The sequence below is a fragment of the Paenibacillus sp. VTT E-133280 genome (assembly GCF_002264385.1).
Classification (GTDB): Bacteria; Bacillota; Bacilli; order Paenibacillales; family Paenibacillaceae; genus Paenibacillus_AQ; species Paenibacillus_AQ nitricinens.
Genome location: NZ_NFUX01000040.1, coordinates 17,637 through 39,317, shown reverse-complemented (window position 1 = coordinate 39,317; position 21,681 = coordinate 17,637). Strand labels below are relative to the sequence as shown.

Annotated in this window: 14 protein-coding genes; 12 read left to right on the top strand and 2 right to left on the bottom strand. The window is 38.4% G+C overall.

Translation table 11 applies throughout. The annotated features are described in order from the left end of the window. Nucleotides 1–112 precede the first annotated feature (112 nt). The 10 genes from CA600_RS17590 (at nucleotide 113) to CA600_RS17545 (ending at nucleotide 15,360) form a co-directional block, all read left to right on the top strand. Nucleotides 113–727, top strand: coding sequence for a zf-HC2 domain-containing protein (locus tag CA600_RS17590; protein ID WP_042192079.1), 615 nt, complete (start codon nucleotides 113–115; stop codon nucleotides 725–727). A gap of 218 nt (nucleotides 728–945) precedes the next feature. Next, a complete protein-coding gene (gene cdaA / locus CA600_RS17585) occupies nucleotides 946–1,776 on the top strand; it encodes a diadenylate cyclase CdaA (protein WP_060625814.1) in 831 nt (276 codons plus the stop codon). Then, nucleotides 1,769–3,226 carry a CdaR family protein gene (locus tag CA600_RS17580; RefSeq protein WP_094871746.1) on the top strand — a complete coding sequence of 486 codons (1,458 nt, stop codon included), beginning with the start codon at nucleotides 1,769–1,771 and terminating at the stop codon, nucleotides 3,224–3,226. Before cdaA ends, CA600_RS17580 begins: the two co-directional genes overlap by 8 nt. Before the next feature lie 111 nt (nucleotides 3,227–3,337). Then, nucleotides 3,338–4,678, top strand: a complete 1,341-nt coding sequence (gene glmM / locus CA600_RS17575; RefSeq protein ID WP_094871744.1) for a phosphoglucosamine mutase — start codon at nucleotides 3,338–3,340, stop codon at nucleotides 4,676–4,678. A 640-nt stretch (nucleotides 4,679–5,318) separates the two neighbouring features. After that, nucleotides 5,319–7,151, top strand: a complete 1,833-nt coding sequence (gene glmS / locus CA600_RS17570; protein WP_094871743.1) for a glutamine--fructose-6-phosphate transaminase (isomerizing) — start codon at nucleotides 5,319–5,321, stop codon at nucleotides 7,149–7,151. Between the two features lie 151 nt (nucleotides 7,152–7,302). Further along, complete coding sequence (locus CA600_RS17565) at nucleotides 7,303–8,142, top strand: heteromeric transposase endonuclease subunit TnsA (RefSeq protein ID WP_053522644.1); 840 nt, start codon at nucleotides 7,303–7,305, stop codon at nucleotides 8,140–8,142. After that, nucleotides 8,139–10,295, top strand: a complete 2,157-nt coding sequence (locus CA600_RS17560) for a Mu transposase C-terminal domain-containing protein (protein ID WP_053522645.1) — start codon at nucleotides 8,139–8,141, stop codon at nucleotides 10,293–10,295. The genes CA600_RS17565 and CA600_RS17560 overlap by 4 nt, the downstream gene beginning before the upstream one ends. Continuing rightward, entirely contained in the window at nucleotides 10,270–11,964 is a 1,695-nt protein-coding gene (locus tag CA600_RS17555; RefSeq protein ID WP_053522646.1) for an ATP-binding protein, read from the top strand. The genes CA600_RS17560 and CA600_RS17555 overlap by 26 nt, the downstream gene beginning before the upstream one ends. Nucleotides 11,965–11,975: 11 nt before the next feature. Then, nucleotides 11,976–13,847 (top strand): TnsD family Tn7-like transposition protein, encoded by a 1,872-nt coding sequence (locus tag CA600_RS17550; RefSeq protein WP_053522647.1) that lies wholly within the window; start codon nucleotides 11,976–11,978, stop codon nucleotides 13,845–13,847. Then, a complete protein-coding gene (locus CA600_RS17545) occupies nucleotides 13,828–15,360 on the top strand; it encodes a Tn7-like element transposition protein TnsE (protein ID WP_053522648.1) in 1,533 nt (510 codons plus the stop codon). Before CA600_RS17550 ends, CA600_RS17545 begins: the two co-directional genes overlap by 20 nt. A gap of 980 nt (nucleotides 15,361–16,340) precedes the next feature. Here CA600_RS17545 and gshAB read toward each other — a convergent pair. Continuing rightward, a complete protein-coding gene (gene gshAB, locus CA600_RS17540; RefSeq protein ID WP_094871741.1) occupies nucleotides 16,341–18,599 on the bottom strand; it encodes a bifunctional glutamate--cysteine ligase GshA/glutathione synthetase GshB in 2,259 nt (752 codons plus the stop codon). A 107-nt stretch (nucleotides 18,600–18,706) separates the two neighbouring features. Continuing rightward, the gene (gene fghA, locus CA600_RS17535; RefSeq protein WP_094871740.1) at nucleotides 18,707–19,540 is read right to left on the bottom strand and encodes an S-formylglutathione hydrolase; all 834 of its coding nucleotides are present in this window, start codon (nucleotides 19,538–19,540) and stop codon (nucleotides 18,707–18,709) included. Nucleotides 19,541–19,922: 382 nt separating this feature from the next. Here fghA and CA600_RS17530 point away from each other — a divergent pair, with 382 nt between their 5' ends. Next, nucleotides 19,923–20,285, top strand: a complete 363-nt coding sequence (locus CA600_RS17530) for a winged helix-turn-helix transcriptional regulator (protein WP_094871738.1) — start codon at nucleotides 19,923–19,925, stop codon at nucleotides 20,283–20,285. A 278-nt stretch (nucleotides 20,286–20,563) separates the two neighbouring features. Beyond that, nucleotides 20,564–21,679, top strand: coding sequence for an S-(hydroxymethyl)glutathione dehydrogenase/class III alcohol dehydrogenase (locus CA600_RS17525; protein ID WP_064617364.1), 1,116 nt, complete (start codon nucleotides 20,564–20,566; stop codon nucleotides 21,677–21,679). Nucleotides 21,680–21,681 lie beyond the last annotated feature (2 nt).

The window sequence follows — 21,681 nt, the reverse complement described above, 5'->3', positions numbered from 1 at the left end:
TTTTTTATGAAACATCTTTGGGAGAGCGACGTATGTAAGTTAAGCAAGTCTTATGTGTCCTGACCCTTTGTCTTAGGATAATTAAATAGCACTCATGAAAGGATTGGCTCCTATGGAATGCAAACTGGCCGTCTCTATGATGCACGACTACTTGGATGACGACTTGCCCGATCAGCAGCAGAGGGAATTGAAGGAGCATCTTCTATCCTGTCCAGATTGCCGTGCAAAGTTTAAAGAATTAGAACAGACAGATATGTTGATGTTCTCCCTAATGCATCAGAATCCTGTTGCCTCAGATGATCTTGTGAGCCGGATAATGAGTTCATTGCCAAAGACCAAGAAAGAAAATGCTTTTGTTACCTGGATCAAGAGACACCCTGCACTTACAGCGGCATCTCTGTTTCTAGTCGTAATGCTGATGAGCTCCGTAACCTTTTGGAGTCCAGATAGACAACTTGTAGTTAGAGGTGCAGATCTGGATCAAGTGGTCATCAAAGGGGATACTGTAATCGTACCTTCCGGCAAGATTATTACCGGTGACCTTACCATAGAGAATGGTAAAGCACAGGTATATGGGGAAGTGAACGGCAACGTAACAGTCATTGACGGTTCTCTGTATCAGGCTTCAACAGCTCATATTTCCGGGCAAGTCAAAAGCATAGACCAAGCGGTAAGTTGGCTCTGGTATAAAGTGACGAACATGTTCTCTGAAGTTGCCTACCGTTAAAGAAAGCGACAGTGGTTACCTTGAGCTGGAATATTATTTTGCGCCTCTTTTTCCGGAAAGATGGCGCTTTTTTGTTGCCTAAAATTAGAAAATTTAGAAAATGGGTGAGGGGCTAAACTTGCAACTGGAGCCCGAACGTTATAACCTAGATATTGATACAGATCTAACAGACATTTTACATAAACCCAGCTAATATGAAATGACGGGGGTTTTAGGCAATGAGTTATTTTACAGACTTAACATGGAAAGATTCCATTAAAGATATTGTTGATATACTGATCGTCAGCTACATTATTTATAAAGTGCTTAATATGGTCCGCGGAACTCGAGCGATTCAGCTGCTGAAGGGGATTCTGGTCCTGGTTTTGATTTGGGCTGTGAGTACCATCCTAGACCTCTATACGCTCAAATGGCTGATGAATCAAATGTTTACATTCGGTGTACTGGCGGTCTTTATCATCTTTCAGCCAGAACTACGAAGGGGACTGGAGCAGCTTGGACGAGGTAGGTTTTTCGGACGGGCTGGGGAAAGTGATGAAGAACTCAGTAAATTAATTGGCGAAGTGATTAAAGCCGTAAATTATTTATCACATAGAAAAATAGGGGCATTAATCGTATTCGAGCGAGAGACAGGCCTCAATGAATATACGGAATCGGGTATCGCCATGCGTTCTCTGGTCAGCTCTGAGCTGCTGATTAACATCTTTATACCTAACACCCCTTTGCATGACGGAGCCCTTATTATGCAAGGGAACCAGATCGCCGCGGCTGCATGTTATTTACCTTTGTCTGAGAACCCTTTTATTAGCAAGGAACTGGGGACACGGCATCGTGCAGCTATCGGGATTAGTGAGGTTGCGGACTCAGTATCTGTCATTGTCTCAGAGGAGACAGGACAGATTTCTCTGGCCATCAATGGTCAAATTGTAAGGGACATTAAGGAAGAATCAATGATTTCGAAGCTCCATCAAGAGCTGAGTGTAAGTTCATCACTGAAGGAGAAAGGTTCAACTTTCTGGAAACGGAAGGGGGACAAAAATCATGGATAAGTGGATGAACAATAACAATTTCAATAAGATTCTTGCCCTTGTGTTTGGGATTATTCTGTTTACAATGGTGCGTGTCGACACAGCACCTGTTGGACAGACCACGGTCGATACTAAGTCGAAGATTATTGAGAATGTAAAGATCGAAGAGATCGGTCTAGATAAAGATAAATATGTGCTGGAATACAAGGATGTAGATAGTGTCAGTATGGAGGTTAAGGGGAAGAACTCCGATATCTCCTTTCAGTTCTCGGACGACTATAAAGTGACCCTTGATCTAAGTAAGGTTGAGCCTGGAGATAATACGCTGCCACTCTCGTATTCATTACCTAGAGGTGTAACTCTTGTAAGAATGACTCCTAAAGAGGTCAACGTACATGTAGAGCTGCGAAATACAAAGTCTTTTCCCGTAACTTTGGTTACCAAGGGAGAACCAGCAGCGGGGTATCAATTAGGTACCCCAGTCTTGCAGCCTACGGATACTGTTGAGGTTACGTTGCCAGATAATGAGTTAAGCAAAGTGGTGAAGGTACAAGGCACTATTGAGCTAAATGGCGAGAACGAAACCTTTAAAGAGAAGAAATTGAAGCTGCATGCTTATGATAACGAAGGAAAAGAAGTGAAGGATGCCGTCATTGAGCCGGCTACCGTTTCGGTGGAATTGCCAATTACCTTGCCTTTTAAGAGCTTACCGCTGGATATCGGCTTTACCGGACAACTTCCGGGTTCCCTTGTCTTATCAAATGTGACACCTGAGCTGGAATCAGTCGTGGTATATGGTCAAGCCAATGCATTAGCTGCATTATCTACCTATGAAGCAACTGTCGATCTTAGCGCTATAGATTCTGCAGGAACGAAGCAGCTGAAGGTAGAACTGAAACCTCCGGCAGGAACTGAGAAAGTAATGCCTGAAACCGTGAGCGTTTCATTAACGATTTCAGAAATTGCTGAACGGACGGTTGAAGCGGTACCCATCAAGTTACAGGGTGTCGGTGATGAGTTAGAAGGAAGTATTGTTAATCCAACAAGCAAGGATATAGCCCTTACCTTAACAGGTGCACCTACTTTGCTAAATCAATTAAATAAAGACGATATAGGTGTTGTGGCTGATGTGACTGGCCTTACTGCCGGAACTCACGAGGTTTCTTTACGGGTATCACTGCCTAAATTCATCGCACTGGCTAATTCAAGTGTGCCGCTTACGGTAACTGTTCAGTTGCTGTCACCTGCAACGCCGGTGCCTACGCCTCATCCAGACACGGGTAGTGTACCTACTCCTGAGCCAAGCTCTGAACCTGTTATAGGCGATGAGGAGGCCACTGAGAAGCCTACCCATAGCGGAGAAGTTGGAGCTACAGCGACGCCTGTCCCCACGGATAGCAGTCCAGAGAATAATGGCACAGCTAACACAAGTACGAATTCCGAAAATCCTGTAGGTACAGGGGGCACGTAACCTTTTATTGAAATACGTCTTTTAGGATATGTCCCAAAGGTACACCAAAATAGTATTCAAATCATAGGATAGAACATTAAGCTAATGTAGCGTATTCAAAGGAGAAAAATAATGGGGAAGTATTTTGGAACTGACGGTGTGCGGGGAGTAGCAAACCGTGAATTAACTGCAGAAATGGCTTATAGCATTGGTCGCTGTGGAGGATATGTACTAGCGGGTAACGTGCATAAACCAAAGGTTGTCATTGGGATGGATACACGTATTTCCGGACCATTGCTTGAATCGGCTCTTATTGCTGGATTGCTGTCTATTGGGGCAGATGTAATCCGTATAGGTGTAGTGAGTACACCTGCTGTTGCCTATATTACGAGATTATTAAAGGCAGATGCGGGGGTCATGATTTCGGCATCACATAATCCGGTTGAGGATAATGGCATTAAGTTCTTTGGCGGAGATGGATTCAAGCTTACGGATGAAACTGAGCTGCGTATTGAAGAACTAATGGATGCTGAGGTAGATGAATTGCCTCGTCCTATCGGCTCTGGTTTAGGTATGGTTACGGTTGATAATGACGCCAAGTACCTCTATCTGGAGTATTTGAAGACAACCATTTCTCAGGATTTCAAGGGAATTAAGGTTGTACTCGACTGTGCTCACGGCGCAGCGTATGAACTTGCACCAAGATTGTTCAGAGAGCTGGGCGCTGAGGTTATTTCTATTGGTGCTGAGCCTGATGGATTGAATATTAATGCTGGATTTGGTTCGACACATCCAGAGACTTTGCGTGAGGAAGTATTACGTCATGGAGCGGATTTGGGACTTGCTTTTGACGGAGATGCTGACCGATTGATTGCGATCGATAATAAAGGTGATGAAGTGGACGGAGACTTTATTCTCTGTATTTGTGGAGATGCAATGAACCGTGCTGGTAAGCTGAAAGATAGCACAATTGTATCAACGGTTATGAGTAATATCGGATTCTACAAAGCTACCGAGAAATTATCCCTGAACACTGCTAAAACAGCTGTAGGCGACCGGTATGTGATGGAAGAAATGCGCCGTGGCGGTTTTAATCTAGGTGGAGAACAATCTGGACATGTTATCTTTCTTGATTTTAATACAACAGGTGATGGTATTCTGACGGCTATCCAGCTGGTAGATACACTTAAAGCTTCTGGTAAACAGCTTAGCGAGGTTAAGGGCATGATGACGAAATACCCGCAGGTGCTGGTCAATGTTCGTGTACAAGATAAGACGAATTATCCTAACAACCAGGCTATCGAAGCAGCTATCGCTGAAGTAGAAGGCAAGCTAGGCGACAATGGTCGTGTGCTTGTACGTCCGTCCGGTACGGAGTCTCTGATTCGCGTCATGGCAGAGGGCCCTGATAAGGCAGATCTAGATCTTTATGTGAATCAAATTGTAGAAGTTGTTCAACGTGAATTGGTATAATTCATTACTATAACTTTATAGCCGGTGTGATGAACGAGATCGTATCGGGATCATTACACCGGTGTTTATTATTTCTTGAATGGATCGTCTAAACAGGGATCTGTGAAATTTAGGTTATTCAGCATTGCCAAAGTAATGCAAGGTGCATATAATAGATTAAGTGTCATTCTAGAAGGAAAGCGGGGATTGTGAGGTTTGCAATAGCAAGCGCCAGAGCTTGGTCGAGCGCGGGGGAGAAGGGAAAGCTGCTACATGGTTATGTAGACAAAGGCTTGAACGGATCACGGCAGACGTAAGCTGACGAGGTGGAGGTGTTCGAAATGTTCGGCGGGGACCTCCCGGTGATGCACCAGAGCCGTAAATGGAGACGGAAAATGGAAGGGCGACCTTTCACACAACGTTTTCATGGGTGCATAAGAAATATAAAAATTCATGTGTGCGCGCATCGTAAAGAAACACGGTAGTTCTGCCACGGCAGAGAAGAAGGCTGTGCATTTCATGAAACATAAGATGTAAGTGACAGTTTATTTTGTTGATCCAAAATACAACAGAATATTTGCTTTTTCTCAAAAACATGCCGCACGGCACGTTTCTTTCCTTATGCCGCCACATTACGATAACTCGGACGGGGGAAATTATAATGTGTGGTATTGTAGGATATATTGGTAATCAGAATTCGCAGGGGATCTTGGTTGAAGGATTGAAGAAGCTGGAGTATCGGGGATATGATTCCGCTGGTATTGCTGTATTCACCGGCGAAGGACTGCAAGTAGTGAAAGCACAAGGCCGTTTGGCGAATCTGCAGTCGAAGCTGGAAGGCAGCCCACTGGCAGGTAGCGCAGGTATCGGACACACACGCTGGGCAACTCACGGTAAACCATCCGATGAGAATTCCCATCCACATACGGATAACAGCATGAAGTTCTCGGTTGTTCACAACGGCATTGTCGAAAACTATCTGGATCTGAAGGAAGAGCTGATCGCTGGCGGATGCCACTTTGTCTCCGAAACAGATACAGAAGTTATTTCACATCTGATTGCTCGCGAATATGATGGGGATATCGTGAAAGCTGTGCAAAAAGCGATTACCTTTATGCGCGGTGCATTTGCATTAGGCGTCCTGACTGAATATGAACCAGATAAATTGGTCGCTGTGCGTCAAGCAAGCCCGCTCATCATCGGTCTTGGCGAAGGAGAAAACTTTATCGGGTCAGATATTCCTGCACTGCTTGAATATACCCGTAACGTATATATTTTGAACGACGGCGAAATGGCAGTCTTGACAAGAGATGCTGTCGAACTGATGACAATTGAAGGCAATTTTATTTCTCGGGAAATGATTACTGTCGATTGGGATGAAGTTACCGCAGAAAAAGGCGGCTACGAGCATTTCATGTTGAAAGAAATCCACGAGCAGCCTAAGGCTTATCGCGACACTATGCGGGGGCGTATTAATGCCGAAGGAAACAAGGTTGTCTTGCCTGAACTAAACATGACTGAAGAACAAATCAAGAATATTCGTAACATCCAAGTTGTTGCTTGCGGAACAGCTTACAACGCTGGCGTGGTAGGACGCTCTTTGATTGAATCTTTGGTTCGTATTCCAGTAGAGAATGATATCGCTTCGGAATATCGTTACCGTTCACCAATCGTGACGCCAGAAACTTTGGTTATCGTTGTCAGCCAATCCGGTGAGACTGCAGATACTTTGGCAGCTCTACGTGAAGCTCAAGCTAACGGTGCACATGTATTGGCGATCACTAACGTAGTGGGCAGCTCTATCGCTCGTGAAGCGAATGATGTTTTGGTGACCTTGGCAGGTCCAGAAATTGCTGTAGCGTCGACCAAAGCTTACACTTCACAATTGATTGCCTTCGGATTGTTTGCTCTATACTTGGCTGAGGTACGTGGTACACAAACTGAGGCACAAGTGGCTAAAATTCTAGCAGCTATGCAAGCTCTACCAGAGCAAGTGGAAGAGATTCTTGCTCAAAAAGAAGCGATCAAGGGTTATGCAGAACAAATTTCTGAGCACAAGAACCTGTTCTTCATCGGCCGTGGCGTAGACTACGCAGTTGCTCAAGAAGGTTCATTGAAGCTGAAAGAAATCTCTTATATTCACTCCGAAGCTTATGCTGCAGGTGAATTGAAGCATGGTACGTTGGCTCTGATTGAGGAAGGCGTTCCGGTTATTGCCTTGGCAACTCAGGAAGCTGTGCTTGAGAAGACTGTCAGCAACATCAAAGAAGTGAAAGCTCGCGGCGCAGACGTGCTTGCAATCACTCACCAAGAGCATTTGACTGACCTGCTTAGATCGGTCGATCAAGTGTTTGTTATTCCTAAGACATTGCCTATGCTGACAGCAGCGTTGTCTGTAGTACCTCTTCAATTATTGTCTTATTATGCTTCTCTTGCGCTGGGTCATGACGTGGATAAACCACGTAACTTGGCGAAGAGCGTTACTGTGGAGTAGGTTATATCCTTTCCCCAAAAATCGTTGTAAGTTTAAAATAAAGTCGCGACGTTTGTAAAAAAGATGCGATGTTTAAAACAAAGTCGCGATGTTTATAAAAAAGTTGCGAAGTTTTACCCCTTTGGATATGATTGTCTAAAGGGGTGTTTTTGTGGCGAAAAGAAAAAGAACATCTAAAGTCGATAAGTGGATTAAAGAAGGTAGAGGAACTGGAAGTGGGGCAGATTATCAACCATGGCTAAAAATTCAAGATGTTTCCTCATTAGGTCGGTCAACGAGGTTAAAAGGTATAAAAGCCGGCAGACAATATGAGTTTTTATCGGATTTGGAACGAAATTACTTTTATTTGACTGAATTTTCCGATGTTGTCTTAGATATTCGTGAACAATTTCCTTTATTACCACAAGAAGAGACGATTGTCATTGCGGAAGAGCTTGGAATTAAACACCCAACTGATCCAAAAACAGGCGATCCAATTGTTATGACAACGGACTTTTTATTAACAGTTGATAAGGGTCAAGGTGTATTTGAAGTCGCTCATACTATCAAAATGAAAGATAAGTTACTAGAAGAGCGTGTGTTAGAGAAATTCGAAATTGAACGGGAATACTGGGAGCGTAAAGGTACTAGTTGGGGTATTGTAACAGAAGAAGAAATCGATAAGACTATGGCTAGAAATATTAGTTATATCCATGATTACTTTGATATTCGTAGCTATGATGTATATCGAGAAATGGCTAACCAACATATAGAAGATTTATCAATGTCTCTTATGAATCGTCTATTGAATAATTCGCAAAGTATCCGGGAAATTACTAGTGAGTTTGATGCAGATACACACTTGCCTTTTGGAAGTGGTGTTACGTTGTTTTATCATCTGCTAGCTAAAAAAATAATGGTTACAGATATGTACAAGCCAATTGATTTAGAGCAACCAATTGATGTTAAGTATATTGATGAAAGTAAATTGGAGAAGGTGAAGTACGGATGATTTATATTAATCAGGTATTTCAATATGTAACAGATTCAAAAAGAATTCGGGTAATAGATATGGAAGAACCGCATGTCTATATAGTTAATATTGACACCAACAGTGCTATGCCACGCAAAGAGCTATACTCTAGTCTAACCACAGATATCAAGCAAGGTGAACTGTTAGCGATTAGTGATCCTTATGCAAAGGTGATTTCCGAAGATGATTTAACAGAGGTGCAGATTCGTAAGCGTGAAGAAGATTGGGGAGATATACAAAAATACTGTGTCCCCAATATGCCAGATTTGCTCCAAAAGCAAGGAAGAGAAAGCAAGATTCGTGAAATCGTTCAAGAGAGCAACTTAGGCAAGACAAAGGTTAAAAAGCTACTAACTCGATATTGGCAGCGTGGCATGACCAAAAACGCCATGTTACCTGACTACTCTAATTCAGGTGGTAAAGGTAAAACGAAAGCTTTAACGAAAGAAAAAGTTGGTCGTCCTAGAAGAGTAAATATAAATAATGAATATCAAATCGGTATTAACATTACAGAAGAAGTAAAGGTCCAAATTGAACACGTTATCAATAAGTACTACAGGAAAAAGAATAAATACTCTTTAAAAGATGTTTATAATTTTATGCTACGTGACTTCTATTCTAATCGCTATAAGGAAAACGGTGAGCTGAAATACCGTATTTGGGATGCTACCCGAACCCCCTCATATCATCAGTTTTACTATTGGTTTAAAAAGCTTGAAGATCCGAAAAAAGATATTCAATTTCGTAAAAGTACGAAAGAGTATGAGTTGAAGCATCGCCCGATTTTAAGTAATTCTAAATTGGAAACAAATGGTCCTGGAACTAGATTTCAGATTGATGCAACTATTGCGGATATTTATTTAGTTAGTTCGCTTGATGTAAATAAAGTAATTGGACGACCAGTTATTTATGCGGTATTAGATGTGTATTCACGTATTATCACAGGTCTCTACGTTGGACTAGAAGGTCCATCATGGGTTGGTGCAATGATGGCTTTAGATAATATGGTTGCAGACAAAGTAGAATTTTGTAAGCAATATGGAATTGATATAACTCCTGAGCAATGGCCAACACATCATTTGCCTGAAATAATTATTGCTGACCGAGGTGAGTTTGAAGGTTATTCGGTAGACAACTTAATTAATAATCTTAATATTAAAATTGAGAATACTACGGCTTACCGTGGAGATTTGAAAGGGATTGTTGAAAGAAAGTTCCGTACGTTTAACGGAAAGGTAAAGCAAAAGGCACCTGGAGCAATTCAAAAGGAATTTCGAGAGCGTGGTGATCAGGATTATCGCTTAAATGCTACGCTGAATTTAAAGGAATTTACGTCTCTTATTATCACAATGGCGCTGCATCACAACCAAAAAGTCATTGAAAAATACCCTGTTGAAAAAGAAATGGTTGCTGAAGAATTAGTACCAACGCCAATTAATTTATGGAATTGGGGCATTCAAAATCGCAAAGGAAGGCTAAGAACAATTGATAGAAATATTCTTCGCTTGAACGTGCTACCACGAGGAAAGGCGACAATTTCAAGGGCTGGCATCAAGTTTAAAAATCTCTTATATGGTTCTCAAAGAGCGATTGAAGAAGATTGGTATTTGAAGTTGAAAAATAGAAGTGTAGAAATTGTTTATGACCCCCGACACGTTGAAAAAATCTATATTCCACACGATGACGGAATGGACTTTGAGACGTGTGTTTTGTTAGAACCAAGTCAGCAATATAAAGAAGATTTCTTAGAAGAAATTGTATTCCAACAGCAACTCCGGAATGAACTAGAGGAAATAGAACGTACAAATCAAATTCAACACACCGTAAATACTGATGCAGCAATGGAAGAAATTATTAAAAAAGCTGTGAGGAACAAAAAACAATCTTATAACCAACCAACGAGTAAGAAAGCCAAAATAGCTTCTATTCGTGACAACAAGGATGTTGAAAAACAATTAAATCGTGAATCTGAAAAATTTGATTTATCGCCTAATAAAGTTAGTGAATCAGCTGAAGTAATCAACTTCGCTACAAAAGAGAAAGTCGATGAGACACCACCGAAGAAATCACCCTCACGCCTAATGCAAAAACTAAAGAAGAAACGAGATGAGGAATTTGGGAAAAACAAATGACATGGTTGTCTTAAAAGGGGAGTTTAAGAAAGGCGTCTATAAGGAACAACCTTTAAGTGAATATACCAATAATCCTTTCATCGAAGCCCTTCCACCGATTTTTAGTGAGGATGATGTGCTAGAAAGATTTATGGTGACTCCCCGAATTAGCGAGCAAGATAAATTAAGTGCAACGAATATTCGTTATCACGTATTAAAACGTGTAAGGAACTTTATACAGCCGTTGCCGATTCACTTTGAGGTTGAGCGTCGGTTATCCACCCTGATTCGGCGAGGTTATTTAGCACGAAATCCATTAGACATAACATTTTTAGAGCGTGTTCGAGTGTTGCATGAATTACGTGAAGAGGAAGAGCTTGCACATAAGCATATCAAGGACCGTTTAAATTATATTCGCTCTACAGCAGATAGTTTATCAATTATAGGTATCTCTGGTATAGGCAAAACCACGGCAATTGAACGCTTGCTGCTCATGTATCCGCAAGTGATTAAGCATGAAACTTATGAAGGACAATCTTTCAATCGTACACAAATTGTTTGGCTTAAAATCGATTGTCCATATGATGGTAGTTTGTCAACGCTTTGTAAAAGTTTCTTTAAGGCAATTGATGATTTACTAGGTACGAGATATTTAGAAAAATACGGTTATTTGAATCGAGTCACATCGACAATGTTGTTGCACATGACCTCACTGGCGAGTATGTATGGCATTGGTGTTTTAGTCATTGATGAAATACAACACTTACTGCATTCAAAAAATGATCAGGAAGAAATGCTGAATTTTTTTGTAACACTGTCTAATACAGTTGGTATTCCCACGGTCTTAATTGGCACTTCTAAGGCACAAAAGCTATTTAAGGGGAACTTCAGGCAGGCTAGACGGGCTGCAAGTGATGGAGCTATTATTTGGGATCGTATGGCGGAGGATAGTGAAGAATGGGAGTTCTTCCTTGAAACGCTTTGGGAATTACAGTGCTTAAAATCCTATTCCGAGCTTACAGAGAATACGAAAAAGGCATTTTACTATGAGTGCCAAGGAATTACTGCTGTCGCTGTCAATTTGTTTATTCTAGCACAAGAACGAGCTTTATTCGATGAAAATAACCCGAATGAAATAATTACTCCACAAGTATTAAAAAAGACTGCTAAAGAAGATATGCAAACGATTCAACCAATGATGACAGCGATTCGGACGAACAATTTAGCTGACATAATGAAATATGAAGATATCATGATCAATCTGGATGAAGTCATGCTGAATCATAAGCGAAACACAGAAATAGCAGGACGTATTCAGGAGGCGTTTAAAGAGCGCAAAAATACAATCGAGTATAAACGACAAGACACGATTGAAAACTTAAGTGTTGAAGTAGCAGCCCTGGGTATTTTTGATAGTTTGAAAGATAAAGACATTAAAAAAATCGTACAAAAAATTGTTGGGGAAAATCCATTTGATATAGACTTTCATCAACTAAAATCAGATGTAATTCAGCAGGCGATTAACTTAAATCAACAAAAGAAAGATAATAAAGCAAAGGAAAATATGAAAAAGGCAGAGGTTCTCCCATTACTTAAGCTAAGAAAGCGAGCATTAGACAAAAAACAACATCCTCATGAACTATTGAAAGCAAATGGGTACATTAAAAATCCTTTGGAAGAATTCTATTAGGAGGCAATTCAATGCTGCCATTCTTTACGGATCCATATCCAAATGAGTTGATTTATTCGGCGATTGCACGTTATCACTTTTACAGTGGAAATATTGATTACAAAGATACGTTGGAAGAGGTATTTCAAAGTCGCTCTGTGATTCCGAGTGTAGAGATTGGCAGCCATTTTCATGCCTTGGTCCAACAGATGGGAAATCATTATTCGGTAGAGAAGTTGTTAGCGAAACATACCATTTACCCGTTTTATGCCCCGTTCCTTTCCAAACAACGACAGCAAGAGATTATGCAGGACGTCCAAGGTGATGGCAAAGGTCTTTACACAAGGCTAGGTATGGTTTCAGGAGGTATTTGCAAAAAAGATGGATTATACTATTGTTCACAATGCGCCCAGGCTGATATTGATAAATATGGTGAACCATACATACATCGGGAACACCAATTGCAAGGTATAAATTTGTGCGCACATCACGATTTACAACTGAAGAAATATCCAGATGATTTCACCGAACAAAGTAGAATCAAATTTATTCGGTTTGAGGCAAAAAGAATGGATTTTTCAATTTTAGAGGAAGTTAAGTCCCTTGATAATACTGATATTCAAGTAAAGTTAGCAAAAATGGCATATCGACTATTAAATATTGATATAAATGCAATTTCACGCAAGGATATTTTTAAAAGGTATCGATTGCTTCTTAGAGAAAAGAATTTAATTACTACGGCAAATCGAATAAGGCAAAATGAGTTATTTGATACATTCCAAGCAAGGTTTCCAATAGGGTTCTTAGAAAAGTATGATTCAGGGTTAAAACAGGAAAATGAGTACAATTGGTTAAAGGTATTAACTCGTAATGAGGAACGTCATGTACATCCTTTTCGCCATTTGTTGTTTCTATACTTTTTAGAAAAAGATGTAGAGAAGCTTTTGCATGTTGGAGATGATGCAGGTTCATTTGGTACAGGTCCATGGCCATGCTTAAATAAGGCTGCTGATCATTATAAACAACTGGTCATTAATCATGTAACTATCACAAGAGATTATAAATCAGCGAACCCTATTGGTACATTTGAATGTTCCTGTGGCTTTGTTTATGCCAGAAAGGGTCCTGATCAATCAAAAAAGGATACATATCGTATTGGTCGTGTGAAATTATTCGGAGACACATGGAATAAAAAATTACATGTTTTAGCAAAAAATAATGAGAATCTAAGCACACGAGCCATAGCTGGAATGCTTGGAGTTGATTCTAAGACCGTAATAAAGTATTTATCTAAGAACGGACAAAAAGAAAAAGCCGATAGTAAAGCAAGCCCTCTATTGTTACAGAAATATCGACAGCGATTGCTTGATGGATTAAAGGAATACCCTCGTGATTCAAGAACGAAAATTAGAGAGCGCTTTAAAAAGGAATATACCTACCTGTATCGATACGATAAAGAATGGTTGTTTGGGCATTCACCTGAAAAACGTAGACAAACAGGTGCTAATAAAACTGTGAATTGGTCTGCAAGGGATGATGAATATTGTAAAGCAATAAAACAACTGTACAAAGAATTGTTGGCATTAGAAAAAATTGTTCGGATAACAAAGTCTCTTATCGGCAAACGTTTAGGTATTTTATCTAATTTAGAGAAGCATCTTCATAAATTACCAAAGACGAAAAAACTTTTAAACAATGTGACAGAGTCTGTTCCACAAGTTCAAATTCGTCGGTGTTGTAAAATTATTGATCGGATGCTGCAAGACGCGGAACCAGTCGTATTGTGGAAAGTTCAACGAATGGGTGCTGTTAAATCACATCATATTCATGAGATAAAACCACATTTAGAGGCGTACATACATATGAAACAGGAAGTGGATAAGGATGAGCGCACGACAAGTTAAAATTAAATGGCCGTTCAAAAAAGGAGAAAAAGTAGGACTGATATGGATTGGCGATCCTTTTCGTTATGATAATAAAATAATGCTATATGCATATTTTCGGGCAAAAAGGGTTACAAAGAAGATCCTTTTAGATTGGGGGACATTACCTTGCTTGGCAATTCAACATTACTATAGTGATGGGGTGATTACCACCAGTCGGTCTCCTCAAGATGCAAAGGAAGTAGATATAACGATTTATCCTAACGGTGCCAGATATTACGAGAAGCCTTGGAAAATTCCAGGGATCAATGACCCTGCAACCTCACGAAGCTTCATATTCTCTTTTAACGGAAAGAATGTCATTTTACCAGTCATTGAAGTGTTACGCAGTATACTAGCACCAAATGGTTTTCTTTTGTATCGCTTGCTTGAATCAAATTCATTTCCTCAATTTTTCACAGAAACATATGAACCAAATAGGATTCATCTTAGCTTTTCATCACTGTATGAATTAAAATACACCAAAACAACTTTCATTTATCAATTGGTTTGGCTATTAACGAATCGTGATTTACGTCAGGTCTATGAAAGCATCGCCTTTACATGGTTGCAAGAACAGTCATTGAAATTCGAATGGAACTTTACACAGCCAATTATTGTCACTGCACGTGTAAAAGAGGACAATAATACATGGACTGTACTACAAATTGTCAATGTAAAAAATAAGCATATTCCTTATGAAAATATCTCGATTTCACATCCGGAAATACAAAATTCAGAGAAGTCAAAAGAAGCGAAGAAATATACATATCGTTCCCTAAACAAAAACGACGATGAAGAAGGCTTTACATTAGACGAGCAAGTAGATGGATCCACGGAGGATTTTGATTTAGTACAGATGAATCAGTTGAAACATGAATATACATCGATGCCAATAGTCAAACGAATAAAACGAGGTTCATCCAAGCAACGTTTGGAAGAGGACGAAAATACAAAGAGGTACTATGGAGAGAATAATTCTATTCATTCTACAGCAGATAGTGGCGGACAGCAATTGGCAAGGGGTTTAGAACATCAAATGCTACATGAGATTAAAGCCCAAGGGGAGCTACAGGAATTTATTAATGTCTTGAAAGTATTGGAACAGTATCCAGAGATAAAAGCAATTCGAGCATTTACCGATGTATTACCAGAGGTCCTAGGAGAACGAAAATTTACAAAGCTAAGCGATGGTATTGCAAAGAGGCGTTATGTAATTGCTGAAGTATATGCGGTACATGGCAGTCGATTCAATATTATTGAGGTAGAACGCGAAACCCGTTCTTTATCTACTCTTATTTTATATTCTCCCTCAAAACAAGACTGGAGTACGATTTATCATAATTTGCTTATAAATCTTGTAAATGCTAGCGGAGCATGGTCCAGAAAATCTTTAAAAACTATTGAAACTAGAGGAATAAAAATTGTTAAATGCAAACATAGCCGTAAAGGAATAAGACATAGATCAAATATGTTGTTAAACAAATTAATGTAACAATTCGATTATATTCATAAGCAGAGTTGTTTAACCGAGGACACTTTTGACTAGACAGAATTAGAGATGTAAGAATTAAATATAACGAGGGGGAGCTTAAATGTCTAAGGCATTAAGAGAGTTTAAGCAATTTATAAAGAAAAATGTTGATGATTTATCTAATTATGAGATAAAGCTGGCGAAGAGATCGTGAAGAGGCAACGAAGTCTTTACAGAAGTATAAAGATCAAATTTCTTTAAAGGACCTGTATACAGCTATTTTACAAAATGAAGATAAATTTCAAAATATCTGCCCTGCGTGTGAATCAGAATTGTATATAGATAGTGAACTCGCTGTTCCTTTAAATCCTTTTGATAAGCAGTATTTTTAAATGCAACAATCGGGCTATTTAGGGTAATACCAGCGTCCATGCAATCAGGGAAAAAGTAAACTATGAAATGACAGAAAGTATTATACACAGTATTTAAACACTATTATTTTAACCCCGTCCCTACTCAGAACGGGGTTATGTATGTTAGTAATTTGAACATTAAATAACTTTATTGTCATTCAACAGCTTAACGTTGTAAATATGCAGTTATCTTAACTCTTACATAGAAAACCTTTGTTTATCAATGATTTATTCATTGAAGCCATATAAACAACGTATTAGTCTAGACAACGATCCTCGCAGCATCATATTCTACAACCGCCTTGAAGGTAGCTAAAACGGCCTTAAGGCGTCCTTAAGAAGTAGCAAATACCTTTAATTCTTCCTAGAACAATGTTTAGAATGGTATGGTTATTTGATGCTTCTAATTATCAAGATATCACTACATTCGATACGTAGAATACATTGTTTACTGGGTTAAGATATCAAGTATTCAAAGTAGCCTTTCACCCAACTTTTCTTCTTAGAATACTTTAAATACTCCCGATTTTCATAGTGTAGATAATCGCGTTTTGCTTATGGCACCCCTAATTTGACTAACTTTGATTCCTAACTTTGTAATAGTTCAGGGAATAAAAAGTGTATTATATGCATAGTCAAACGTCGAGATTCTCCTTTATATGGATAGATATGCATATACATTGATGGATTAAAGTTCGCTTCAATAATCCCATAAGCATTTTTATTAGCTGCAGGAACTTCTATATTTTCAATAATCAAATCGATACCACTAATTTTAGCTCCCAGTGCAGATACCGCATCCACTGCTATTTTTTTATAGTCATCGGGAATTTGATCTGTCACATCAATCGAATCTCCGCCTGTACTAACATTAGAATTTTCACGCAGATAGACGATTTCACCATTTTTTGGAATCGAATTCATTTGATAACCTTGGCCTTTTAGCATAAGGTTTTCCAAGTCACCTAATTGTATAGTTTCTAAAGGTGTCCTATGGTCTTTTCCTCTTAACGGATCACGATTCTTTTCAATGACTAACTCTTCGATTGTATGTTCACCATCGCCTTTAACATTCGCAGGAACTCGTAATAAAACCGCCTGAACTTTATCATGTAACACAAAAAATCGATATTCTGTTCCATAGAGAAACTCTTCTATTAGTACAGAAGAATCTTCTTTAAATGCGAGTGTGATTGCTTTTTGATAATCTTCGTAATTTGCCTCTTGTTTGAAGATTGATATTCCCAATCCATAGTTTGTTGTTTTCGGCTTTACAACAAAAGGTTTAGCAGAAAACATATTATAAGAATTTAAAGCATGTTCTATATCATTAAATTCCTCACCTGTTGGTACACGGAATCCATGTTGTTGAAGAATTTTCTTTGTTACTGTTTTATTTTCCATAATTAAAGGGGATACATAACTATCTTTACTTGTCATATTCCCATTTTTCACATATTCAACATGATCTTTTAATTGAAGCTTCAAAAATTGATCTTGCCGATCCAAAACTTCTACCTTTATTCCTTGCTGTAAGCAATCAAACATTAAAATCTGAGTGGACAACTCCATGTCAGTAAATCCTGTTAATTGATATGGCTTATCCCATGATTTTTTATAGTTTTCTTTCGCAATACACGTAGCCACTTGTCCTTGACTGCTTTTTTCACTCTCTTTATAAAGCCTTCCAGCTAAAGTCTTACTTGGGTCCATTAGCATTTCTCTCAGGTTAACAAATAACGTATCTGAAATAGTCAAATCTAAAATTTCTGCTAAATGTTCCATCTCATCGATCATATTTTTAGCTTCTACTTCAAATTGTGTATGCTCTAATGGATGCTCAAGAGCCACTACATCATTGTAAGAATCACCCATTTTTATCCACTCATCACAATTATTACCCTCATCTTTCCATAGTAAATAAAATAAGAAAAGATGTAGAAATTCTGCTTGTTCATAGCTAATTCCATTCGTTTCAAAAGGATTTAAATCTATATTTCGCAATTCAAGATAACTAACACCGTGAGCTTCTAAATCTGAAACATGATGTCCGCCTCTTAAACGGACAGATGCATAAAATTCTTTTTCTTCTGATAAAAGCCCTTTTTTAACCATCAAAGAAAGATCTGATATATAGTTCTGTATACTACTATATGACACTTGAACATCATCAGAATTAGTATAACCCAATTTACTGCTTCTAATGCTTCTTATTGCCCCATTCAAAGAATCTTCTTCAAAATAATTCTTTTCGCTACTAGGAGAAGCTCCATAAAAATAAGTTACTAACCATCGATAGTGTAAATAGTTTCTTGTGACTTTTAGATAAATCTCTGTTTTAAACTGTAGATAATCTTTTATCTCCGATTGTAAGTTAAATATCGCTTGGATTAACTCATCGCCGAATTCAAAGTTAAAATGAACACCACAAAGCATTTGTTTACGACGGCCATAAGAATTGGATAAAGATTGACGATATAGAACATTTTCAACATTTTTCAATTTCGCAATAACAATATCTTCTTCTTTTTCTGGTAACTGTGGTGGCATGCTTAATGGCCAAAGCATTTCATGATCACCCATAGAACGATAAGCAACATCATGGATGGCTGCTAAGTAATTAAACAGTTCCTCTAATGTCTCAGTAACAGGTGTGATTAATTCCATCTGTAGCTCTGAAAAATCTCGCTGAATATACGGGTGTTCATCTCTTATCGATTTAGGATGATCCGTTTTAGCTAAATTTCCTGATAAGTCAACTCGTTTACTTTCTTTTTCAATCCCATAACGGGCTTTTAATAAGTATGGTTTAACACGGTCATTGACTAACATTTTTTTAATATCCATATTAACTATACCTCCTTATTCTCTTACCTTTTAAAAACAATCAAAAATATCCACAATCTAATTAAATGTGAATATTTACCGTTCCGAATCTTATTTGTTAAAAAGCATCATCTTAATTGCTTCATATGGAATTCGAAATGTTCTTCCAAAAATGTAGAGATGAAGAAATAGCTATGATCATAACCTTTAACTTGCTTATAGTTTATTTCTACGTTATTTGCTTGGGCATTTTCTAAGAAAGTCGTTTCTTCCAATTGTTCTGGATAAAACTGATCTGCAGTTCCTTGTGTAATAAGAATAGGGGGGGTGTCAGTTGCTTTAATGAGTTCTGAAGCATCCCATTCTTTCCAAGAAGCTTTGTCTTCACCTAAATAAGTTGAGAAAGCTTTTATTCCCCAAGGGACTTGACTAGGACTTGAAATAGGAGAAAAAGCAGAAATCGCTTTGAATCTTGCAGCATTTTTTATCCCAATTACTAAAGCACCATGACCTCCCATTGAGTGGCCCATTATACTTTCTTTTCCTGAAAATCCAGGTACTAAAGTGGACGTAATACCTGTTAACTCCTCTGTGATGTAAGTATACATATGATAATTCTTTGCCCATGGATTTTGTGTGGCATTTAAATAAAAACCGGCACCTTGTCCGAGGTCGTATGCATCATCATCAGCAACGTTTTCTCCGCGTGGTGAAGTATCAGGAATAATGACTGCCACTTGATATTTTTCAGCCAATCTTTGAAATCCACTTTTTTGACTAAAATTATCATCTGTACAAGTTAATCCAGATAGCCACCAAATAAGAGGGATTTTTTTCTTTTCTTTATTTGATGGTAAGTAGATACTAAATGTCATATCACATTGTAAAACTTCTGAATAATGGGTGTACTTACGTTGTTCCCCATCAAAAGAGCGTTGTTGTTCAATTAGTTTAAGACTCATTTATTTCACTCTCCATTCTCCATTTGTTTATAATTGTACGGATTGATTTAACTAATGAAGTAAACCAAATGCTTTATTGATATCCATACCCATAATTACATAATAAAATGCAATCTACAATACTGACGTTTTTGTCACTATGCTATAATAGTAAAAGAAAGGAGCATTACTGTTAGAAAACTTTAAGACAACTTGTAAATAAGAAGCCCTATTGGTATGATGCGGAGATTGCTTCTATAGAAAACTTAACCTGAGCATCAAACAAGGCAAGGATTAGAATTCTTAATATGTGAGAATTTCCGGAAAACCAAAAGAACATTCTAATATCGTTTCGACGGTTTAAACCGTGATATATCAATACTTATAGAGAGAGTGAATATAATTGGAAATTAATTATAAAGATAAAACTTATTTTACTGGAAAAGATTTGGCTTTATCAGTTATAGGTGGACGTTGGAAAATAGTGATTATATGGTGTTTGATACAGGAGTCTCCATTAAGGTTAAGTGAAATGCAAAAAAAACTTCCCGAAGTCAATCAACGCATGTTAATTAGACAGTTAAGGGAATTAGAAGATGATAACATAATTACTAGAACTGTATATCCCGTTGTACCTCCTAAAGTTGAGTATCAACTAAGTGAAATTGGTTGTCTCCTAGAACCTGTTGTAACTTCAATCTGTGATTGGGGAGATATTTTTAGCGACTCTTTAGAAAGAGACGCTAATAAAACAGAGATTGAATAACATCTATGTATACTTAGCATGGGTGTAAGAAAGAAAAACAGGCATTAATTTTTCAGTTCGCGTACCTATCCATTACACTTTTGGTTATTATGACATATTTGTCAGTATGGTAATTTAAATTACGATATGTAATCATGGAAATGTAAACATCATAGTGTTTCACATTTTTTACGTATTAATGTGTCCATGATGACAAATGTGTCAGTATTGTCAACGGTATATTGATATGTAATTATGGGTATGGTAACGCTATAAAACAAAAGAAAGAAGGGTTTCATTTGAAAAGTAAAGCAGCCGTTGCATTTAAAGCGGGAGAACCGCTTCAGATTGTAGAAATCGATGTAGAGGATCCAAAAGCCGGAGAGGTTTTAGTAAAGATACTGTACACTTCAGTCTGTCATACAGATGCTTATACATTATCAGGGGATGATCCAGAAGGCGTATTCCCTGCCGTTTTAGGTCATGAAGGCGCTGGTGTTGTAGTAGCCGTAGGTGAAGGAGTTACTTCAGTAGAACCAGGAGATCATGTTATTCCACTATACACGGCTGAATGTGGGGAATGTAAATTCTGTCGATCTGGTAAAACAAACTTATGTAGTGCTGTACGAGAAACTCAAGGTAAAGGTTTAATGCCTGACGGAACAACTCGTTTCTCTTATAATGGAGAGCCTATTTATCATTACATGGGAACAAGTACATTCAGTGAATATACAGTCGTTCCTGAAATCTCTTTAGCAAAAATTGACAAAGAAGCGCCACTTGATAAAATTGGTCTATTTGGATGCGGTGTGACTACAGGTATTGGCGCTGTACACAACACAGCAAAAGTGGAAGAAGGAGCTGTGACAGCCGTATTTGGTTTAGGAGCCATTGGATTAGCCGCTATTCAAGGATTGGTTCAAGCAAAAGCAAGCCGAATTATTGCTGTAGACTTAAATGAAGATAAGTTTGAATTAGCTAAAAAAATGGGCGCAACTGATTTTCTAAATCCTGCTAAATTTGATAAACCAATTCAAGAAGTCATTGTTGAAATGACAGATGGAGGAGTAGATTATAGCTTTGAGTGTATTGGAAATGTTGAAGTAATGAGGTCTGCTCTTGAATGTTGTCATAAAGGTTGGGGTGAAAGTACTATTATCGGTGTAGCAGCTGGAGGGAAAGAGATTCATACGCGTCCATTCCAATTAGTAACGGGTCGAGTATGGCGTGGTTCTGCCTTTGGCGGCGTGAAAGGCAGAACGCAGCTTCCAGGAATGGTTGAAGATTATATGAATGGTGAAATCGATATCGATTCGTTTATCACACACCACTTAAACTTTACAGACATCAATGATGCATTTGATTTGCTTCATAAGGGTGAGTCAATCCGTACGATGTTAACGTATGAAAAATAATG